Source organism: Paenibacillus sp. S33 (genome assembly GCF_053615415.1).
Map to the genome: position 1 here is coordinate 87,506 of NZ_JBSIEZ010000001.1, position 23,862 is coordinate 111,367.

Consider the following 23,862-nt stretch of genomic DNA (forward strand, 5'->3'; position numbering starts at 1 on the left):
TTCACATCATGGAATAGGAGTGAATGAGATGAATGACATGCAGTTATATGATTTAACAAATGCGCAGAAGCGTATATGGTATACCGAATTACTCTACCCAGATACGTCAGTGTCACAGCTTTCCGGTACAGCTAAGATGAAGGGGCATATCAATATTGCTGCCTTTATGCAGTCCATTAATTTGATTATCAAACAGTATGATGCGTTCCGCATCCGTATTACCTCAGTGGATGGAGTGCCTCAGCAGTACGTCGTTCCTTATGAAGAGAGACAGTTGGAATGCCTGGATCTTAGCCACTATGAAAGTGTATCTGAGGTGGAAGCCTTACTTGAGCAACACAAAAGAAAACCCTTGCCCCTGCTCGATTCTGAGCTCTTCCAGTTTTTAATTGTGAAGATTAGCGAGGAAGAGTATTGGATTAATATCAAGATGCACCATATTATTTCTGACGGAATATCAATGGTGGTCTATGGCAATCAGCTGACAGCATTTTACATGGAGTTAATTCAAGGAAATGAACCGAAGCTGGGCGACGATTGCTCGTATATTCAATATATTGCAGATGAGAATGCATACGAACTTTCTGACAGATACCAAAAGGATAAGGCTTACTGGCTGGATAAATTTTCTGATTTGCCTGAGCTTACGGGTTGGAAGTCATATAATCCGTTATCTTTAAGCACCCACGCTGTTCGGGAGCATTTTACCGTACCAGAAGTGCTATATCACGAGCTGCAAGCATTTTGCCAACAGAACAGAATTTCTTTGTTCCAGTTCTTCATGGGTGCGATGTATATCTACATACACAAAATGACGAATCAGCCGGATGTGGTGATTGGAACTTCGTTCGCTAACCGGGGGAACAAAAAAGAGAAGCAAAAGATAGGTAGGTTCGTCAGCACCGCTGCTGCCAGAACATACGTCAAAAAGGATATAGATGTATTGAGCTTCCTGCAGGATGTAGCCAGAGATCAGATGTCAGTCCTGCGGCATCAGAAATATCCATACAATCAGTTAATTCAGGATCTTAGAGAAATGCATGGGAACAAGGATATTCAGCGGCTTTTTGGCGTTTCAATGGAATATCGTCTTATCAATTGGGTTGATTTGGATGATGTGCGTATTTTGACAGATTATGATTTCTGCGGGGACGAAGTGAACGATTTCGTGCTTCATATCGTAGAGATCCTGGATGAAGGCGAACTGGTACTGGATGTCGATTATCGGACAGAGCTGTTTGAACGCAGTGAAGTTAAGGACATGGTTTCCCAGTTGCTTACGATCGCCGAGCAGATCATTCATTCACCTCAGCTTTCTATCGCAGAGGTAAACTTATTGGGTGAACCAGAAGAGCAGTCCATTTTGGCTCTTTCGGAAGGCGCGGCAGTCGATTATCCACGAGAGAAGACCATTCATGGCTTATTCGAGGAACAAGCCGAGCGCACGCCAGATCACGTAGCCGTTCAGATGGACGAGCAGAGCATTACATACCAAGCTCTAAACGAGCAGGCTAACCAGCTTGCGAGATATTTGCGCTCCGAGGGAGTAGGAGCAGATACGCTCGTAGGGATTATGGCTGACCGTTCCTTGGAGATGGTCATCGGGATGTTGGCCATTTTGAAAGCAGGTGGTGCCTATGTACCGATTGACCCCGATTATCCCGAAGAACGTATCCATTATATGCTGGAGGATTCAGGTGTCCGTCTGTTGCTCACCCAAAGTCATCTATGGGAGAGCACCACTTTTGACGGAAAGCTTGTGAGTCTGGACGAAGCTGCAGCGTATACAGGAGATGCTTCCAATCTGGAGAGTATTTCGGGACCAAGCCATCTGGCCTATGTTATCTACACGTCGGGTACGACCGGCAAGCCGAAGGGCACGCTGATTGAACACAAAAATGTAGTTCGACTGCTCTTTAACGATAAAAATTTATTTGACTTCAACTCTCAGGATACGTGGACGCTGTTCCATTCGTTCTGCTTCGATTTCTCCGTTTGGGAGATGTACGGAGCGCTTCTTTACGGAGGGAAATTGGTGATTGTTCCATCTCTCACAGCTAAGAGCCCAGCAGCTTTCCTGGAGTTGTTGAAAGACAACCAAGTCACCATTTTGAATCAGACGCCGACGTATTTTTATCAGGTGCTACAGGAAGAGTTAACGCACTCTTCGACAGAGCTTGGCCTTAGAAAAATCATTTTTGGTGGAGAGGCTTTAAGTCCATCTCTTCTGAGGAACTGGCGGGTCAAGTATCCTGATGTGCAGCTGATTAATATGTACGGAATTACGGAAACAACAGTTCATGTCACCTATAAGGAAATCACGGAACATGAGATTGAAGCGGGGAAAAGCAATATTGGCAGAACGATCCCCACACTTAGCGCTTACATTCTCGATGAGCAAAGACGCCTGCAGCCTGTTGGGGTTCCAGGAGAGCTATACATTGCGGGAGACGGTCTTGCCCGTGGGTATTTGAATCGGCCGGATTTGACGTCTGAGAAATTCGTTGAGCATCCGTATCGGGTGGGAGAGCGGCTGTACCGAACTGGGGATCTTGCTCGTTGGTTGCCTGATGGCAATATTGAATATTTGGGGCGGATCGACCATCAGGTCAAAATTCGCGGCTACCGAATTGAGCTTGGCGAGGTAGAAGCCCAAATTCTCAAGGCTCCAAGCGTACGAGAAACGATTGTTCTCGCACGGGAAGACGAACAGGGCCAAAAATTGCTGTGCGCCTACTATGTAGCCTCCAGTGATCTTTCGCCGGGGGAATTGCGGGCTCAGCTGGCGGCGGAACTCCCCGCTTACATGATTCCTTCTTATTTTGTCCGGCTGGAGCAAATGCCGCTTACACCAAATGGCAAACTGGATCGCCGTGCGTTGCCGGCTCCTGAAAGCAGCGTACAATCCGGTGAGGCTTATTTGGCTCCGAGAACTGCTGTGGAAGCTCAGATGGTACTCATCTGGCAAGATATCTTGGGCGTTGCTCGTGTCGGTGTCAGAGATAATTTCTTTGAAATTGGTGGTCACTCTTTGCGGGCAACAGTGCTCGTTTCACGGATTCACAAAGAGTTGGGATGTAGCATTTCGCTGCGTGAGGTGTTTCAGTCACCTACGGTCGAATCCTTGGCGCAACTTGTGAAAAAAAACATTCCGACCATGTACGAATCCATCCCACAGGCAACGGAAAGCGAAGCTTACCCAGTGTCCTCAGCGCAAAAGCGGTTATACGTGCTGAGACAGATGGACGGGGGAGAGCTCAGCTACAATATGCCAGGGGTCTTCACAGTGGATGGACCGTTGGATCGCACGCGGCTGGAGTCTGCGTTCCAGGCACTGATCCAGCGTCATGAATCCCTGAGAACCGGCTTTTATATGCAGGATGGAGAACTTGTTCAGCGTGTGCATAGGAATGTGCCGTTCACGTTGAACTACACAGAGGCCTCGGTGGAGAAGACGGATACGCTCATTCACAACTTTATTCGTGCCTTTGATCTGAGCCAGGCTCCATTACTGCGTGTTAGCTTGGTGAAGCTCCAGGAGGAGCATCATCTGTTGCTGTTTGATATGCATCACATCATTTCAGATGGGGTTTCTATTCAAATATTGATAGAGGAACTTACTCATTTGTATCAAGGAGAACAGCTACCAGAGCTGCACATCCAGTACAAGGATTATGCCGTATGGCAACGGGAACAGTCAGAGAACCAATGGCAAGATCTTGAGAAATATTGGCTGCAATCCTTTGAAGGAGAGTTGCCGGTATTGGATTTGCCTACAGACTTCCAACGACCTTCAGTTCGGAGCTTCGAGGGTAGCCGAATTGATTTTACATTGGATGAGTCTGGCAATAAGGCGATACAAGAGCTTGCATCCCGTACAGGTACTACACTGTATATGGTATTGCTGGCCGCTTATTCGGTACTACTGCACAAATATACAGGACAGGAGGACATCGTCGTAGGTTCTCCAGTAGCCGGAAGACCGCAGGCTGAGCTTGAGGGCATCATCGGGATGTTTGTCAACACACTGGCCTTGCGCAGTTACCCGGCAGGAGATAAAACCTTTCAGGATTATCTTCTGGAAATCAAGGAAACGGCGCTCAAGGCGTTTGAGCATCAGGATTACCCTTTTGAAAAATTGGTCGAAAAGCTGGGCGTAGGACGTGATGTCAGCCGCAATCCGCTCTTTGACACCCTATTGGTATTACAAAATACCGAGCAGGAAGAGCAGGATATGGACGGAGTGCACTTTACTCCTTACTTGATGGACACCGTCACAGCCAAATTTGACCTGTCCCTCAATGTAGAGGAGAAGGGGTCAAAATTAGCCTTTGGCCTCGAGTATAGTACGGCTTTATATCGGCGTGAAAGTGTAGAGCGACTTGCAACGCACTTGCTGCGGATTCTGCACGCAGTCTCGGCCAATCCTCAGTTGCAACTGGCCGAGATAGAAATGATCACACCGGAGGAGAAAGTACAGATCGTTGAAGTATTTAACGCGACATCGGCTCCTTATCCAAGGGACAAGACCATTCATGAGCTGTTCGCAGAACAAGTCAAGCGTACACCAGAGCAGACGGCGCTTGTATTCGGCGATGTCCAGCTAACGTACCTTGAATTGCAAGACAAGGCGAGCCGACTGGCCCAAACACTGCGTCGTTTGGGAACATTGAGGGAGCAGCCTGTGGCCGTGATGGGCGGACGAAGCATCGAGATGGTCATTGGTATGCTCGCGGTGCTTCAAGCGGGTGGAGCCTATGTGCCGATTGATCCTGATTACCCGGAAGATCGGGTTCGTTATATGCTTAATGATTCCGACGCCAAGCTATTATTGGTGCAAAAGGGCGAGCTTATAAGTGTAGACTACGGTATACCGATTGTCGATCTTAGCAGCGAAGAGGCCTATGCGGCTGAACCTGCTCAGCCGGAGACTGCTCAGGGATCGCAGGGGCTTGCTTATGTCATCTATACATCGGGTACGACGGGTAGACCGAAGGGCGTTATGGTTGAACACCGGAACGTGGTCCGTCTGGTCAAAGAGACCAACTATGTGGAGCTGAATGAATCCACACGAATTTTGCAAACAGGAGCCGTGGCCTTTGATGCTTCTACATTCGAAATATGGGGAGCGTTGCTCAACGGTGGGCAGCTCTATTTCGTGGAGAACGACGATATCCTGATTGCCGATAGGCTCAAAGCGGCCATTACCAAGTACGGGATTACAACAATGTGGCTTACTTCACCGCTTTTCAATCAGCTTTCCCTGCAGGATGAATACCTGTTCAAAGGGCTAAAAACATTGCTGGTCGGCGGAGACGTACTGTCCATATCTCATATGAACCGTGTAATCGAGGCTAATCCTGATCTTGTCCCTATCAATGGCTATGGTCCGACAGAGAATACGACCTTCTCCACCACCTACAAGATTCTGGGTCGTGCCGAAGGGGTCGTGCCGATTGGCCGCCCAATTAGTAATTCGACCGCTTATGTGGTCAATGGATCGCTGCAATTACAGCCTATTGGTGCTTGGGGTGAACTCATTGTCGGCGGTGAAGGTGTAGCGCGCGGATATCTCAATCGTCCTGACCTCACAGCAGAGAAATTTGTTCCTAGTCCTGTGAAGGACGGAGAAGCCTGCTACAGAACTGGGGATCTGGTACGCTGGCTTCCAGATGGGAATTTGGAGTTTAAAGGAAGAATTGATGAGCAGGTCAAAATACGTGGTTACCGCATCGAACTCCCTGAAATCGAGGCCCAACTGGCCAAGGTGGAGTCAGTAATCGACGCCGTAGTGGTCGTTCGCGCGGATGAGCTTGGCGAGAAGCAGCTTTGCGCTTATTATGTGGCGGATCGTACGCTCACGGCAGGCGAAGTACGTCTTTCCCTATCGCAGGTACTTCCAGGCTATATGATTCCATCCTACTTTATCCAGATGGATCGTATGCCATTAACGTCAAACGGAAAAGTGGACCGCAGGTCTCTGCCGGCTCCTCAAGTAGGCGCGCATACAGGACGGAAGTATACAGCTCCTCGTACACCGGCTGAGGAAGCTTTGGCATCTGTCTGGCAAGGGGTGCTGGGTGCCGAACAGGTGGGTATCCATGACAATTTCTTTGAATTGGGTGGAGACTCCATAAAAGCTATTCAGGTGTCGTCACGGTTACTGCAGGCCGGCTATCGGTTAGAGATGAAGCAGCTGTTCAAATCGCCAACCATTGCCGAGCTAGGCGCTGAAATACAAACGGCTGTGCATATGGCTGAACAGGGAGTTGTGCGTGGAACAACTCGCTTGACTCCAGTCCAACAGTGGTTTTTTGGACGGAAGCAGGCAGAGCCTCATCACTTCAATCAAGCGGTTATGCTGTATCGTGAACAGGGATTTGAGGAAAAGGCCTTGCATCAGGTGCTAAGAAAACTCGCTGAGCATCATGACGCTCTTCGCATGGTTTTCCGTCAGACAGAGCATGGCTACGAAGCTTGGAATCGTGATCTTGAAGAAGGAGAGCTGTATAGCCTGTTCACTGCTGATTTACGGAATGAATCCGATCCGACTGCAGCCATTACATCGCTGTCGGATGACATTCAGCGCAGTATCAATCTGGCAGAAGGTCCGCTGCTGAAGTTAGGACTTTTCCATTGTCAGGATGGAGACCACCTTCTGATCGTGATCCACCATTTGGTGGTAGACGGAGTATCCTGGCGGATTTTGTTCGAGGATATTGCAGCAGGTTATGAGCAGGTGATTCAAGGACAAGCGCTGACATTCCCGCAGAAGACGGATTCCTTCCGTGATTGGGGAGACGCCCTTGCTCGTTATTCGGAAGGTCCTGAAATGGAGACTCATCGGGCGTATTGGAGAGAGCTGGAGGATCAGCCACTCGAACAGTTGCCGAAGGATGAGGCTGTGGAAAGCCTTCTTGTACAGGATAGCAAAGTAGTAACAGCACAATGGACTCTAGAAGAAACCGACCAATTGTTGAGAAAAGCCCATCGTGCTTATCAAACAGAGACGAATGATCTGCTATTGACTGCTCTGGGCATGGCGGTATCCAAATGGTCTGGCATCGGAAAGGTTGCTGTGAATCTGGAAGGACACGGTCGTGAGCCGATTATACCGAATATCGACATCACCCGTACCGTAGGCTGGTTTACAAGTCAATATCCGGTGATTTTAGACTTGGGGAATAACCCGGAAGTGGCCTCATTGATCAAGTCTGTGAAAGAAGGGCTGCGCCGAATTCCGAACAAAGGTATTGGCTACGGGTTGCTCAAAACGATGGCAAGTCAGTTGGACGAAGGCAGCCTCAGCTTGCAGCCTGAGATTTCTTTTAACTATTTGGGGCAATTTGATCAGGATTTGCAAGGAAGCTCATTGCAGATTTCTCCTTATCCGACCGGAAGCGCGCAAAGCCTGTTGGAGGAACCAGCCTATACGCTAGATATCAATGGCATGGTGACGGACGGAGCCCTGACTCTGACGATTACTTATAACGGAAAACAATATAAGTCATCTACGATGGAACAGCTCGCTGGATATATTGAAGAAAGCCTGCGGGAACTTCTCCAGCATTGCGTAACCCAAGAAAAAACCGTATTGACACCAAGCGACGTGCTTGCGAAGGGTCTAAGCATTGCCGATCTGGAGGAGCTTTCTACGCAGACCAGCCACATAGGCGATATTGAGAATGTATATAGTCTGACGCCGATGCAGAAGGGCATGCTGTTCCATGATATGTTTGAGCCGCATACAGGTGCTTATTTTGAGCAGGCCGCCTTTGATTTTAAGGGTAGCTTTGATCCGATCGCCTTCGGGCACAGTCTGGATGCAGTAGTGGAGCGTCATGCTATCCTGCGCACGAACTTTTACAGCGGATGGGGCAGCGAGCCTTTGCAGGTTGTATTTCGGCACAGAGGCGCTAAATTGGTGTACGAAGACCTGCGGGAGATGAATGCATCGCAGCGCGAAGCTTACCTGAAGACATTTGGTGCTAAGGACAAAGCACTGGGCTTCAACCTAGCTGAAGACGAGCTTCTCCGTGTATCCATTTTGCAAACAGATGAAGAGAGCTTCCGTCTTTTATGGAGTTTTCACCACATCGTCATGGATGGGTGGTGTGTTCCGTTAATTACGCAGGAGGTATTTGAACACTATTTTGCCCTCCTGGAAGGAAGAGAGCCGCAGTTGGCAGAGGTTCATCCGTACAGTCGATATATCGAATGGCTCGAACAGCAGGATGAAGCAGTTGCGTCCAACTATTGGAGCCGATATCTGGCCGGTTACGAGCAGCAGACGCTTTTACCTCAAGTCGGTGGGGCAAGTAAGGGAGAAGGCTACGTAGCAGAAAAGCTGAATTATCCTCTCAGCAGGGAATTGACTGGGTGCCTTGAAAAGGTGGCCAGGGATGCTCATGTCACGATGAATATATTGCTGCAGTCCCTCTGGGGCATTGCGCTTCAACGCTATAACGGTAGCCGAGATGTCGTGTACGGAAGTGTAGTATCAGGCAGACCAGCAGAAATTCCGGGCATTGATCGGATGATCGGTTTGTTCATCAATACGATTCCCGTTCGTGTGAAGACAGAGGAGAATCTCCCCTTCACAGTTCTGATGAAGCAGCAGCAGGAACAATATATGGCTTCTCATATGTATGACACCTACCCGCTGTTTGAGATTCAGGCTCAGACGGATCAGAAGCAGGATCTAATCTCCCATATTATGGTGTTTGAAAACTATCCTGTGGAAGAGGAGGTAGAGCGTCTGGGTGGTGGCGAGGCTGCCTTTGAGATTGAGGAAGCGGAGCTTCTTGAGCAAACGAATTATGATTTTAATTTAATTGTCCTCCCTGGCGAAGAAATGAGATTGCTGTTCCAGTACAATGCACTTGTTTATGACCCAGTGACAATTGAGCAAATCAAGGGCCATCTGGTTCACCTCATGGAACAAATTGTAGAGAACCCTGCCATTTCCGTGGATGCACTAGAATTAGTCACGCCGCAGGAGAGAGAACAGATTCTGAACGTATGGGGAAATACAAAAGGCATTTACGAGCACTGTAACACGTTCCACGGGCTGTTGGAGGAACAGGCGGGACGAACGCCGGATGCGACTGCCCTTTGGTTCGAGGACGAGAGTCTGACCTATGCCGAGCTCAATGCAAAAGCCAACGGACTGGCGAGAAGGCTCCGTACTCAGGGAATCAAGACGGGAGATCTGGTGGGACTGATTGCTGAACGGTCGCTCGAAATGATCGTTGGGATCTACGGCATTATGAAAGCCGGGGGTGCCTATGTTCCAATCGATCCAGAGTATCCGAAAGAACGAATCAGTTACATGCTTGAAGATTCCGGGGCGAAGCTGATCCTTACACAGGCCCATCTCTTGGAGCATCTCGGATGGACGGAAAATGTTTTGCTGCTGGATAAACCATCGACCTATGATGCCGACACCTCGAATTTGGAGGCTACTGCTGGACCGGATGATCTGGCTTACGTGATCTACACTTCAGGTACGACGGGTCAGCCTAAGGGCGTATTAGTGGAGCATCGGGGATTACCAAACCTTTCGGACGTATACGGGACACACTTCGAAGTTACACCGCAGGATCGGATCGTTCAGTTTGCAAGCCTGTCGTTTGATGCATCGATTTCGGAAATTTTAACGGCGCTGAGCCACGGGGCTGTTCTGTGCATCCCTTCTACACAAGATATTTTAGATCATGCCCTGTTCGAGCAGTTCATGAACGATAAGGGGATTACGGTAGCGACTTTGCCACCCGCTTACGCTATCCACCTTGATCCAGAGCGTTTGCCAACACTGCGGTGCCTGCTAACCGCTGGATCGGCCGCATCGGTCGAGTTGATCGAAGAATGGAGGAAGCATGTACGTTACTCTAATGGCTATGGCCCAACAGAGGACTCCGTATGCACCACAATCTGGTCTGTCCCGGACAGTGAGGAAGCAACGGATATTGTATCTATTGGACGACCTATTGCTAACCACAGTGTGTACATCTTGGATGACCATTTTAGATTGCAACCTGTCGGTGTAGCTGGAGAGCTATGCATTTCGAGTATCGGGTTAGCACGGGGGTATCATAATCGGCCTGAGTTAATGGATGAGAAGTTCGTGGACAATCCATTTGCTCCAGGAGAGCGTATGTATCGGACGGGGGACCTGGTTCGCTGGTTACCGAATGGAACCATCGAGTACTTAGGTCGAATAGATCACCAAGTCAAAATCCGCGGCTACCGTATCGAGCTGGGCGAGGTAGAAGCACAAATGCTCAGAGTGCCGTCCGTTCAGGAAGTCGTAGCCATGGCTGTAGAGGGCGAAGACGGCTATAAAGATCTAGTCGCTTACTTCGTAGCCGCTCAGAAACTTGAGGTATCCGAACTTCGGGCTGTTCTGTCGGAGATGTTACCTGGATATATGATCCCTTCCCGCTTCATACAACTGGAGGATATGCCTCTGACGTCGAACGGAAAAATCGACCGAAAAGCGCTGCAGGGCGAGCGTGGATGGGCAGCGGCTTCATCTGAGGCTCCAAGGACACCTCTGGAAATTCAATTAGCCGAAATCTGGCAAGAGGTGCTGGGTGTAGAGAGCGCGGGAGTGAAGGATAATTTCTTCCATTTTGGAGGTCATTCACTGCGTGCAGCCCTGCTAGTCTCACGAATTCGCAAGGAAATGAATCGCGAGATTAGTCTGAGAGCAGTGTTCGAGTCTCCTACTATTGAAGGATTGGCTCGTGCCATTGAGGGCTATACACCGCTGAATTTCGAAGAAATTCCTACAGCGGGAGCGAGAGAGCATTATCCATTGTCCTCGGCCCAAAAACGACTGTTCATTCTAAGTCAGCTGGAAGGTGGAGAGCTGAGCTACAATATGCCGGGTATCCTTACCGTTGAGGGAGCTTTGGACCGGGAACGGCTAGAGCAGGCATTCCGTCGTCTAATTCATCGTCATGGTTCGCTGCGAACTCGTTTTGTGACTGTGAACGGTGAACCTGTACAGCAGCTCCTGACGGATGTTCCGTTTACTGTGGAATATGCGGAGTTGAGCGAGGAAGAGGCAGGAGCTACCCTTCAGCAGTTCGTCCGTCCTTTTGATTTAGGTGTAGCTCCATTGCTGCGGGTCGGCCTTATTCGAATTGCACATGAGCGCCATTTACTATTGTTTGACATGCACCATATTGTCTCAGATGGGGTTTCTATGAATATTCTCATAGAAGAGTTTCTCCGCTTCTACCAAGAGGAGGACGTATTTCCTGAGCTACAGATCCAGTACACAGACTATGCTGTATGGCAGCAAGAGCAGCTCGGAAGCGAGCGTCTTAAGGCCCAGGAAGCTTACTGGCTGGATGCTCTCCGTGGAAGCTTGCCAGTGCTGGATTTGCCAGGAGATGAGGTTCGTCCTGCGGTGCGAAGCTTTGCGGGCGATCGAATCGACTTCCAAATTGATTCTTCTCTGAGTGCTTCACTTCAGGAGCTGGCTACCCGAACGGGTTCCACTCTGTTCATGGTACTGCTGGCAGCCTATACAGCGCTCTTGCACAAGTACACAGGTCAGGAAGATGTCATTGTCGGTTCACCTGTGGCAGGAAGATCTCATGCGACACTTGAAGGCCTCATCGGTATGTTCGTCGGCACAGTGGCACTTCGTACTTATCCAGAAGGGGAGAAGCCTTTCGAGGCTTATCTGCAGGAAGTGAAGGAAACAGCGCTGCGGGCCTATGAAAACCAGGATTACCCGTTCGAGGAGCTGGTAGAAAAGCTGGAGCTTCAGCGTGATTTGAGCCGTAACCCACTATTTGATACCATGTTTGTCCTGCAAAATATCGAGCAGGGAGAACAAGAAATAGAAGGATTGCGCTTCACTCCTTACGATAATGTACATCCGGCTGCCAAGTTCGATCTTACGCTGACCGTGAGTGAAGCAGACGGGGCATTGAACTGCACGCTTGAGTATGCGACTGCGATCTACAAGCAAGAGACTGCTGAGCGGATGGCAGGCCACTTTGTACAGCTTATTCGGGAAGCCATCGCCAATCCGGCACTGCCGTTGTCATCCCTTGATATCGTGACACCTCAGGAAAAATCAAGGCTGATGAAAGCGCCGGACGAAGCCAAGGCAGATTATCCTCGTGACAAGACGATCCATGCGCTGTTCGAGGAGCAGGCCGCACGTACTCCGAATGCAGTGGCAGTCGTATGTGAAGATGCAACCCTGTCCTACAGCGAGCTGAACGAGCGGGCCAATGGACTTGCCCGAACGCTTAGGGAACGTGGTTTGCAACCAGACGGTTTGGCTGGAATTATGGCGGATCGTTCCCTTGAAATGGTGGTCGGAATTTTAGCCATCTTAAAGGCAGGCGGGGCCTATGTCCCTGTAGACCCTGAATATCCAGAGGACCGCATTCGCTTTATGCTTGAGGATTCGGGAGCCAAGCTACTGCTGACACAAGCGCATCTGGAGCAACGGGTCTCCTTCGCCGGGGATATCGTAAGTCTGGACAAAAGGGCTTCCTACAAGGAGGATGTCTCAAACCTGCAGCCTGCAGCCGGACCGGAGCATCTTGCCTACGTCATCTACACATCGGGTACGACAGGCAAGCCAAAGGGAACACTGATTGAGCATAAAAATGTAGTTCGCTTGCTCTTTAATGATAAAAATATGTTTGACTTTGGTCCTCAGGATACGTGGACACTGTTCCATTCATTCTGTTTTGACTTCTCTGTATGGGAAATGTACGGAGCATTGCTGAACGGAGGACGGTTGGTCATCGTTCCATCGCTTACCGCGAAGAGTCCAGATCGTTTCTTGCAATTGCTTAAGGATCAGAAGGTCACCGTTTTGAACCAGACACCGACGTACTTCTACCAGTTGCTACAGGAAGAGCTCGGTCATCAAGCGGCAGAACTGAGCCTCCGTATGATTATCTTCGGTGGAGAGGCATTAGCCCCGGCCCTGCTCAAGGACTGGAGAACGAAGTATCCGCAAGTGCAGCTCATTAACATGTACGGCATTACCGAAACGACCGTGCATGTAACCTACAAGGAAATTACAGAGTTGGAAATTGAACAGGGCCGCAGCAATATCGGCACCACGATTCCGACGCTGCGAGCGTACATTTTGGATGAACAACGCCGTCCACAGCCGATTGGCATTCCAGGTGAACTCTATGTGGCGGGCGTAGGTCTGGCGCGAGGTTATCTGAACCGACCGGAATTGACGGAAGAGAAGTTTGTCGCTCATCCGTTTGAAGCGGGCGAGCGCATGTACCGCTCGGGTGACTTGGCACGCTGGTTGCCGGATGGCAGCATGGAGTATTTGGGACGGATTGACCATCAGGTAAAAATCCGTGGTTACCGTATCGAGCTGGGCGAAGTGGAAGCGAAGCTGCTCCATGCTCCGTCTGTAAGGGAGGCCGTTGTGCTCGCCCGAGAGGATGGAAGTGGACAAAAAGTGCTTGTCGGCTATTTCACTGCCGATCAGATGCTGACGGTAGGAGAGTTGAGAAAAACCTTGGCTGCCGAACTGCCGACTTATATGATTCCATCTTACTTTATGCAATTGGAACAGATGCCTTTGACGCCAAATGGCAAGCTGGATCGCAAAGCGCTTCCGGCTCCAGAGGCCAATGTGCAGACTGGAGCGGTTTATGAACCGCCAAGGACGAAGGCTGAGGAAGCCTTGGCTTCCGTATGGCAAGGTGTGCTGGGAGCGCAGCAGGTCGGCATCCATGATCATTTCTTCGATCTGGGTGGTGATTCCATCAAGGCGATCCAAGTGTCCTCGAGATTGTTCCAAGCCGGATATAAATTAGAGATGAAGGATCTCTTCAAATATCCGACAATTGCCGAGCTAAGCCCGTATCTTCAGGCAGCCGGACGTATAGCGGAACAGGGCGAAATTAAAGGTGCAGCAGAGTTAATGCCAATTCAGCGTTGGTTCTTTGAACGCCATACAGCGGAGCCGCACCATTATAATCATGCCGTCATGCTCTATCGGAAAGACGGCTTTGATGAGGCTGCACTCCGGTTGACAATGGACCAAATTGCGATCCATCATGACGCGCTGCGTATGGTTTTCCGGTCTACAGAAGCTGGGTATGCAGCTTGGAATCGGGGAACGGACGAAGGCGAGCTCTACACATTGGACATTGCCGATGTGCGGCAGGCGGAAGACCAGACAGCTGCGGTTCAGGCCCAAGTCGATGCCATTCAGGCAAGCTTTGATTTGGAAGGTGGCCCACTGTTCAAGCTAGGCCTGTTCCATTGTGACGATGGCGATCATTTGTTGATTGTCATTCATCACCTCTTGGTTGACGGCGTATCCTGGCGCATCCTGTTTGAGGACATTGCAGCGGGGTACGAGCAGGCATTGAATGGACAAGCAATCGTCCTTCCACAAAAGACCGATTCGTATCTTGTATGGTCTGAGCAAGCGACGAAGTATGCAGCAGGGCCTGCTCTGGACAAGGAGCGTGCATACTGGCAGCTGATCGAAGAGGCGATTTTGGCCCCACTGCCGAAGGATGAGGATCAGAAGCCGGGCACCATCCGGGATACTGAATCGGTTACGGTAACGTGGTCTGCGCAGGAAACAGACCTGCTGTTGCGGCAAGCGAACCGGGCGTATCATACGGAGACGAACGACTTGCTCTTGACTGCTCTGGGGGCAGCCATTCAGCGCTGGACAGGCATGGAGCAGATTTTGGTCAATCTCGAAGGGCATGGACGGGAAATGATCGTACCAGACCTGGATATTACCCGTACCGTCGGTTGGTTCACAACCCAGTATCCGGTTCTGCTGAACCTGCAAGGCGGACAGGAAGTATCTGCACGAATCAAGCGCATCAAGGAAAATTTGCGAGAGGTTCCGCACAAAGGAATCGGCTACGGTCTTCTGAAGTATATGGCACCGGAGAAAAGTGTCGGATTTGGCGTGGAGCCGGAAATTTCCTTCAATTATCTTGGGCAGTTTGATCAGGATCTGGAGGGTAATGCCCTTAGCCTATCCACACATTCAGTTGGTAAGGCGCTCAGCGACCTCACACCACAGCAATATGCACTGGATGTGAATGGCATGATTGCTGAAGGCCAGCTATCACTGACGATTACGTACAGCAGCAGGCAGTATCGTAACGAGACGGTGAGTCATTTTGCTGAATTATTACAGTCAAGCCTTAGTGAGGTCATCCGTCATTGTGTGGCTCAGGAGCGTTCACAGCTTACACCAAGTGATGTTCTGTTCCAAGGATTAACATTGGAGCAGCTTGATCGACTCACGGCGCAGACGGCTCACATCGGAGAGATTGAGGATGTGTACAAGCTGACGCCAATGCAGAAGGGAATGCTGTTTCACAGCCTGCTGGAGCCGGACTCCTCTTCATACTTCGAACAGGCAACGTTTGAGCTGCGTGGTAGCTTCGATGTAGATATCTTCTTCGAGAGCTTCCAGGCTTTGGTGCAGCGACATGCCATACTACGTACCGGATTTTACAACAACATTGCTGATGTACCGCTGCAAGTTGTCTTTAAGCAACGGTTAATCCCTTTGCACTACGTAGATTTGCGCGACGCATCTACGCAGGAACAAGAAGCCCGAATCAAGGCTTATATTGCTGAAGATATGGTTAAGGGGTTCAGCTTGTCAGAAGATCCGCTGATGCGGGTGACCGTCTTGCAGAAGGATCAAAGCTGTCTTGTATTGTGGAGCTTCCACCATATTGTCATGGATGGCTGGTGTATCCCGATCATTACACAGGAGCTGTTCGATTATTATTCTGCTAAGAAACAGCAAGTACAGCCTGTCCTACCGCCAGCTCAGCCCTATAGCCGTTATATCGAGTGGCTTGATGCACAGGATGATCAAGAAGCTTCAACGTATTGGAGCCAATATCTCGAAGATTATGACGGGAATACTGTATTGCCGGAAGGTAAAACGAAATCTCAAGCAAAAGAAGCGGGCTATGTTCTAAAAGAGCATGTTCTCCATCTGGGTGCATCTTTGACAGGTAAAATGGATGTTGTCGCGAAGCGCAATCACGTAACCGTCAATACACTCATGCAGACAGCTTGGGGACTGATTCTTCAACGTTATAATGCCAGCTCGGATGTCGTTTTCGGCGGCGTTGTGTCGGGTAGACCCGCTGAGATTGCAGGGATCGAAAATATGGTGGGTCTGTTCATCAATACAGTACCTATCCGTGTACAGTCATCCAAAGACGAAGCCTTCGTCGAAGTGATGAAACGTACACAGGCACAGTCATTGGCTGGTCGTGCCTACGACACCTATCCACTGTATGAGATTCAGGGGAAAACAACCCAAAAGCAGGACCTGATTTCTCATATTATGATCTTTGAAAATTACCCGCTCGACGAGCAGGTGGAGCAATCGGGTAACCAAACGGAGGACAATCTCGAAGTTGCCAACTTCACCATGTTTGAACAAACCAACTATGACTTTAACCTGGTTGTGATTCCAGGCGAAGACATCAAGGTCTGCATTCGCTATAATGCTTCGGTTTACGAGCAAGAAAGCATTGCACGTATCGGAGGACACTTGTTGCAGATGCTCGATCAGGTGGCTGCTCGTCCGCAGGCGACGATACAGGAACTGGAAATTGTAACATCCGAGGAACGGATGAACCTGCTTGACTGGGGCGGCAAGGCCCATACCTATCCAAGTGATCAGGGTCTGCATACCTTGTTTGAAGAACAGGTTGTCCGTACGCCGGATAAGATTGCGGCTGTAAATGGGGACACTCAGATCACGTATCGGGAGCTGAACGAGCAGGCGAACAGACTAGCTTCCACCTTGATAGACCAAGGACTACGGAGTGAACAAGTGGTAGGTCTGTTGGCAGATCGGTCTGTAGAACTGCTTGTCGCCATCATGGGTGTGCTCAAAGCGGGTGGAGCCTATGTACCTATTGATCCTGAATATCCGCAGGAGCGGATTCAGTATATTCTGAAGGATTCTGGCTCTGAAATTTTGCTCACACAGAGCCACCTGACGGAGTTGGCCTCTTTTGAGGGAACGGTTATGGAATTGGATTCCCCGCACATCTACGGAACCGAGGTGGATAATCCCAATATTCCTGTTGGAGGAAACGATCTGGTGTACTTAATCTATACCTCGGGTACAACCGGAAATCCGAAGGGAACCATGATTAACCACAAAGGGATCGTGAACTACATCTGGTGGGCCAATAAGGTCTATTGTGCTGGAAAACCAACGGATTTCCCGTTGTATTCATCCATTTCGTTTGACTTGACGATGACATCAATGTTTACTCCGTTAATAAACGGAGGAATAGTACGGATTTATGATGGTATAGATAAAGCGGAGGTTGTACAGCATATTTTGCGCGAAAATGCGGTGGACATTCTCAAGCTGACGCCGACTCATCTCAGTCTGATTAAAGATATGACCATCCCGGCAGAAAGTCGCATTCAGCAGCTTATTGTGGGTGGAGAGAATCTGACCACACATTTGTCGAAAACCATCACAGATCTCTTTGGCAGCAACATCAAAATCTACAATGAATATGGACCAACCGAAACGGTCGTCGGCTGCATGATTCACCTGTACAATCCTGCGAAGGATACGCGTGAATCTGTACCGATTGGATTGCCAGCAGACAATATATACATCCATATTCTGGATGATCAGCTTCGTCTCGTACCGTTAGGCGTGGAGGGCGAAATGTACATCGCCGGGGACGGGGTAGCCCGTGGATATCTGAACCGTCCTGAGCTTACCGCAGATAAATTCATTAGAAATCCGTTCGCTGCGGAAGGAAATATGTATCGCACCGGAGATTTGGCTCGTCGCCTTCCTAATGGAGACATTGAGTACATTGGACGCATTGACCATCAAGTTAAAATACGGGGCTATCGTATTGAGCTTGGTGAGATTGAGGCCAAGTTGCTGGATATCCCACTTGTCGAGGAAGCTCTCGTTGTTGCGTGGGCAGATGCTCATGGGCAGAAATCGCTGTGTGCTTACTTTGTAGCTAATCGCGAAATGTCTGTCAGCGAGCTGAGAGACGAACTGTCTGCCGGACTGCCTGCATATATGATTCCGTCTTACTTCGTCCAACTGGACGTGATGCCTCTGACACCGAATGGTAAGCTGGATCGCAAGGCACTGCCTGAACCGAACTCGGGTATAAAGGCGGGAGCAGACTTTACCGCTCCGCGCACGGATGTGGAGAACATTTTGGCTTCAATCTGGCAGGGTGTACTCGGCGTGCCGCTTGTCGGCATTCATGATAATTTCTTTGAGCTTGGAGGTGACTCGATCAAATCCATCCAAGTATCTTCAAGGCTTCTCCAAGCAGGCTATAAGCTTGAAATGAAGGATTTGTTCGGTTATCCGACAATTGCAGAGCTGGCACAGCGCGTTAGTGTGGTCAGCCGAATTGCGGACCAAAGCGAGGTACACGGAGCGGTAAGACTGGGACCTGCTCAGCACAGATTCTTCGATGAACAGTCAATGGATCTGCATCACTTTAATCAGTCGGTCATGTTGTACCGACGTGATGGCTTCAATACCGATGCGCTCGCCGAGGTTGTTCGGAAAATTGCAGAGCATCATGATGCTTTACGACTGGTGTTCCGCCAAGGAGAGCAGGGATTGGAGGCCTGGAACCGGAGCATGGGTGAGGGTGAGCTCTATAGCCTCCAGATCCACGATTTGCGGGATGAGACAGACCCGGCTTCAGCAATAGAAGCAGGTGCGGAAGCCATTCAGCGCAGCATCTCTCTGGAGGATGGACCTCTCTTTAGACTGGGTCTGTTCCGCTGTGCGGAAGGCGAACATCTGTTGATCGTTATTCATCATCTGGCTGTGGATGGCGTATCCTGGCGTATTCTCTTTGAGGACCTGCAGGATGGCTACGAGCAGGCAGCACGTGGAGAAGCGGTCAAGCTTCCACAGAAGACCGATTCGTACCGTGCATGGGTTGAGGGAATCACACAATTTGCGAATAGTCTGGCGGCTGAACAAGAACGCAGCTATTGGGCAGAGGTAGAGGGAGATGGATTTGTCCCTCTTCCCAAAGACAAGGTAGACGGCGCTCTTCTCATCAAAGACAGTGAGGCTGTCACGGTGAGATGGTCACCAGAAGAGACAGAGCAGTTCCTGAAAGAAGCGAACCGCACTTACAATACGGAGGTCAACGATCTGCTCCTGACGGCTCTGGGTATGGCTGTTCACGAGTGGACGGGAATCGAACGTGTAGGCATCCTTCTGGAGGGACATGGACGGGAGCCCGTTGTGCCGGAACTGGATATTACTCGCACAATAGGCTGGTTTACAAGTCAATACCCTGTCGCCCTTGAGATGGGAGGAGAATTGGAGATCGGCGCCAGAATCAAGCACGTCAAGGAAGGCTTGCGTCGTATCCCGAACAAAGGTGTCGGATATGGTATTTTGAAATATTTAAGCGACGGTTCCGACGTCTCCTCCTTCTCGGCTGAACCTGAGATTACCTTCAACTACTTGGGACAGTTCGACCAGGACCTTGCAGGAGGGATGATGGAAGTATCGTCTTATTCAGTAGGGTCTGAGGTCAGTGAGCAGATGGTGCAGCATCAGGCATTGAACATTAATGGACTGATTGCCGAAGGACAGCTTCAACTTTCGGTCAGCTATAACCGTCATCAGCTCGACGGGGAGTCCGTGACTAAGTTTGTTGGCATTCTGAAGAACCGTCTCAGCGAAGTCATTGGACATTGCGTAAGTAAGGAAAGAGCAGAACTTACACCAAGCGATGTACTCCTCAAAGATATCAGCTTAGAAAAGATTGAGGAGATAGAAGAGCAGACACGGCATATCGGCAGTATTGAAAATATGTATAAACTGACGCCGATGCAAAAAGGAATGTTGTTCCACAGCTTGCTGGAGCCTCATTCGGAAGTCTACTTTGAGCAGGCCAAATTTGAAATTCAGGGAGCATTCTATCCTGAGGATTTCAAACGCAGCTTAAAATATCTGATGAAACGGCATGCCATATTGAGAACGAATTTCCACGCCGGGTGGGGCGATTTCCCTATTCAGATTGTGTTCAAAGAAAGAGCATGCGACTTCGTATACGAAGATCTGCACGAGCTGGAATCCGCTGAAATAGAAGCGCGTCTTGCAGCTTATGTTGCCCAAGACAAAGCGAGAGGTTTTGATCTTGCGAATGAAGCCTTGCTGCGAGTTGCTATCCTACGTACTGCAAAAGAGCATTACCATCTGTTGTGGAGCTCTCATCACATCATTTTGGATGGCTGGTGTATGCCGCTTGTGCTCCAGGAAGTGTTTGAAACATACGGAGCTCTACGTGAGCAAAGGGAACCTGAGCTTCCTGCAGCAGCATCGTACAGCCAGTACATTCAATGGTTGGAGAAGCAAGGTGAGGAAGAGGCATCCTCTTACTGGAGAGGGTACCTGGAAGGCTACGAGCAGCAGACGAAGCTGCCACAAGCCATCACACAGCCATCAGCAAAAGCAGAAGCCTATGTGTCGGAGAAGCTGGTATTCACGTTGGATGCGGAATTGACCGATCGCCTGGAACAGGTGGCCAAACAGCATCAGGTGACGATGAATACATTGATGCAAGCAGCCTGGGGAATCGTGTTGCAGCGCTACAATAGAAGCCAGGATATCGTCTTCGGAAGTGTAGTATCGGGGAGACCTGCCGAGATTCCGGGTATCGAAAGTATGATCGGTCTTTTCATCAATACAGTTCCGGTTCGGGTTCAGGCCGAGGGAAGCGATTCGTTCTCCCATGTGATGAAAAGACAGCAGGAATTATATTTGGCAGGACATGCATATGATTCCTATCCGCTCTATGAGATTCAAGCACAGAGCGAACAAAAGCAAGATTTGATTTCTCATATTATGGTGTTCGAAAATTACCCGGTAGAAGAGCATCTGGAAGAGAAAATTTCCAGTGAAGAGGCTGAATACAGAATTACGGATGTTCAGATGTTTGAACAGACGAATTATGATTTTAACCTCATAGTGCTGCCGGGCCGTAATCTGGAGTTCTTGTACCGTTACAATGCCCGCGTCTATGATCGGGAGAGCGTGGAACGCATTCAAGGACACTTGACGAGAATTCTGACAAGCGTAGCTGTTCAACCTACCATCCGTATTGATGAGCTGGAGTTGATCGCGCCAGAAGAGAAATCGCAGATTATAGAGGTGTGGGGCGATACAGCAGCTCCTTATCCGCGTGAGCAGACCCTTCACGGTATATTTGAGGGAAAAGCAGCGCTCACACCGGATCGTACAGCACTTATTTACGGTGAAACGGAGCTTACCTATGGAGAACTCGATCAGCAGGCGAACCGTCTCGCACGTACGCTGCGTGCCCAAGGTGTCAGACCGGACCAACCAGTCGGCATCATGGTCGAGCGCTCGCTTGAGATGATCATTGGTATTCATGCCATTCTAAAAGCTGGCGGGGCCTATGTACCGATTGATCCGGAGTTCCCAGAAGATCGTATTCGCCACATGCTGGAGGATTCGGGAGCGAAGCTTCTGCTGACGAAGAACCATCTCCAAGATCGTTTTCCGTTCACTGGCACGATCCTGGCACTTGATGATCCGCAGGCGTATCATGCGGATAGCTCGAATCTGGAGCCAATGGCGGGGCCGGAGCATCTGGCGTATATCATTTACACGTCAGGTTCAACCGGCAAGCCGAAAGGGGTAATGATTGAACATCGCGCTGCCGTCCATACGCTGAGTCAGTTGGAAGCTGAATATCCGATGTTGGCAGGCGACCGTTTCCTGCTCAAAACGACATTCACCTTTGACTTCTCCGTGCCGGAGCTGTTCTGCTGGTTCTTTGGACAAGGGACTCTCGTGATCCTGCCACAAGGCGTGGACAAAGACCCGATGGCACTGCTAGAGGCCGTGGATACGAACCGTATCACGCATCTCAATTTGGTGCCGTCGATGCTCAGTGTGCTCGTTCAATACTTGAAAGAAAGCGGCACCCAAGGATTCCTTACTCTGAAATACCTGTTTGCCTGCGGCGAGACGCTGCCTGCTAAACTTGTGGAAGAGTATTATAAAGTATCTCCTTACGCAGTACTGGAAAACATCTACGGTCCTACGGAAGCAGCCGTATATGCGACTCGGTATACAACGAGCCTTGAGACTGCGGCTCTAACGCATGTGCCGATCGGCAAACCGTACGCTAACGTCCAAGTATGGATGATAGACGGCGCCTCTCAGGTATCACCAGTAGGTGTACCAGGAGAACTGTGTATTGCAGGCGAAGGGGTAGCAAGGGGGTACTTCAATCAGCCTGAACTGACAGCAGAGAAGTTCATTCCTCATCCGTACAAACCGGGAGAACGGATTTACCGAACAGGCGATTTGGCCCGGTGGTTGCCAGACGGGAATATTGAGTATTTGGGACGGATCGATCACCAGGTAAAAATCCGCGGTTACCGCATTGAGTTGGGAGAAGTGGAAGCACAAATTCTGAAGGTGCCGTCGGTACAAGAAGCGGTTGTTCTAGCACTGGCTGACTCCAGCGGAAGTACTCAGCTTTGCGCATACTTTGTGGCCGAGGAAGGGCTCGCAGCGGGCGTACTACGCGAGGCACTGGCCAGCGAGCTGCCAAGCTACATGATTCCGTCTGCCTTCGTACAGCTCGCACAAATGCCGCTGAATCCGAATGGCAAATTGGATCGCAAAGCGCTACCGGCACCGGAAACCCTTCTGCGGAGCACAGCGGAGTATATCGCGCCGCGTACGCAGACAGAAGTAGAGCTCGCTCAGATTTGGTCCGAGGTGCTCGGCGTACAGGAAATCGGGATCAGGGATCATTTCTTCGAACTTGGGGGCCATTCCCTGAAAGTATTGGGCTTGATCCAAAGGATCTCGTCCAGTATGGGCGTCCATCTCCCACTCCAGGCCGTGTTTAATCTGCCGACTGTGGAAGAAATGGCGCATGAAATTTTCAAGCTGCAGGCAACGAATGCTGCGGATGAACAAGAAATGGAAATTATCCGCTTCCCAGGGAAAGGAACACTTAAAGTATTTTGCTTCCCTCCACGGGTAGGCCACTCTCTGGGGTACTATGAGATGGCCAAGGAGCTGGAAGGGCTTTGCGAGGTGTACGGAATGGAATTTATCGGCGATCGGTACCAGGGTCAAGATATGCTGGATCGATACATTGATGCCATTGTGGATATTCAAGCAGAGGGCCCATATGTATTTCTGGGATACTCACTTGGAGGAAATCTCGCCTTCGAGGTAGCTAAAGCCATGGAAAGCCGAGGTCACCATGTTGGCGACATTATTATGGTAGATGCTATGAGAAAGATGTCCAAGGATGAATCGACACCAGAGGAGCTCGAAGAGATTGTCGAGACGGTACTGGACAGCATCAGGGACCAGTACAAAGCATTCCTCGCCGATCCAGTGGACAGGGAGCGAGTCATGGACAAAATGTTGGTGTACTCCACCTACCGCGATGAGCTTATTAACGCTGGTGAAGTTCATGCGAATATCCATGCTCTGATTGCAGAGGATGATAGTATTGGTCCGAATACATCATTAGATAAATTGTTATGGCAACAGGCGACACTTGGTCAATACAAAGAATACGAAGTCATCGGAACGCACGATGTGCTGCTTGATTCCGGTTTTATTGGGGAAAATGCTAAAGTACTGAGACAGATACTTGGTAAGGTCACAGAGGCTTCATCTAAAAACAAGCCCATTTTGTCCTAAGCTCAATCAAGCATAATAAGTATTAGGCAGCAAAGACGCCCGGATTCCTTTATATAGAAGGAACTCGGGCGTCTTTTGTTTTTTTAAGCTGTCCTTAACATATAAAG

General features: G+C 49.8%; 1 protein-coding gene. It reads left to right on the top strand.

Features of this window, described 5'->3' with window-relative positions; genetic code table 11:
* Positions 1-28 precede the first annotated feature (28 nt).
* Positions 29-23,755 carry a non-ribosomal peptide synthase/polyketide synthase gene (locus ACWGXJ_RS00415; protein ID WP_452565921.1) on the top strand — a complete coding sequence of 7,909 codons (23,727 nt, stop codon included), beginning with the start codon at positions 29-31 and terminating at the stop codon, positions 23,753-23,755.
* The last annotated feature ends 107 nt before the right edge of the window (positions 23,756-23,862 follow it).

Bases quoted from the DNA above. Each gene is read 5' to 3' on its own strand.
- ACWGXJ_RS00415 (WP_452565921.1), top strand. From the start codon at position 29: ATGAATGACATGCAGTTATATGATTTAACAAATGCGCAGAAGCGTATA.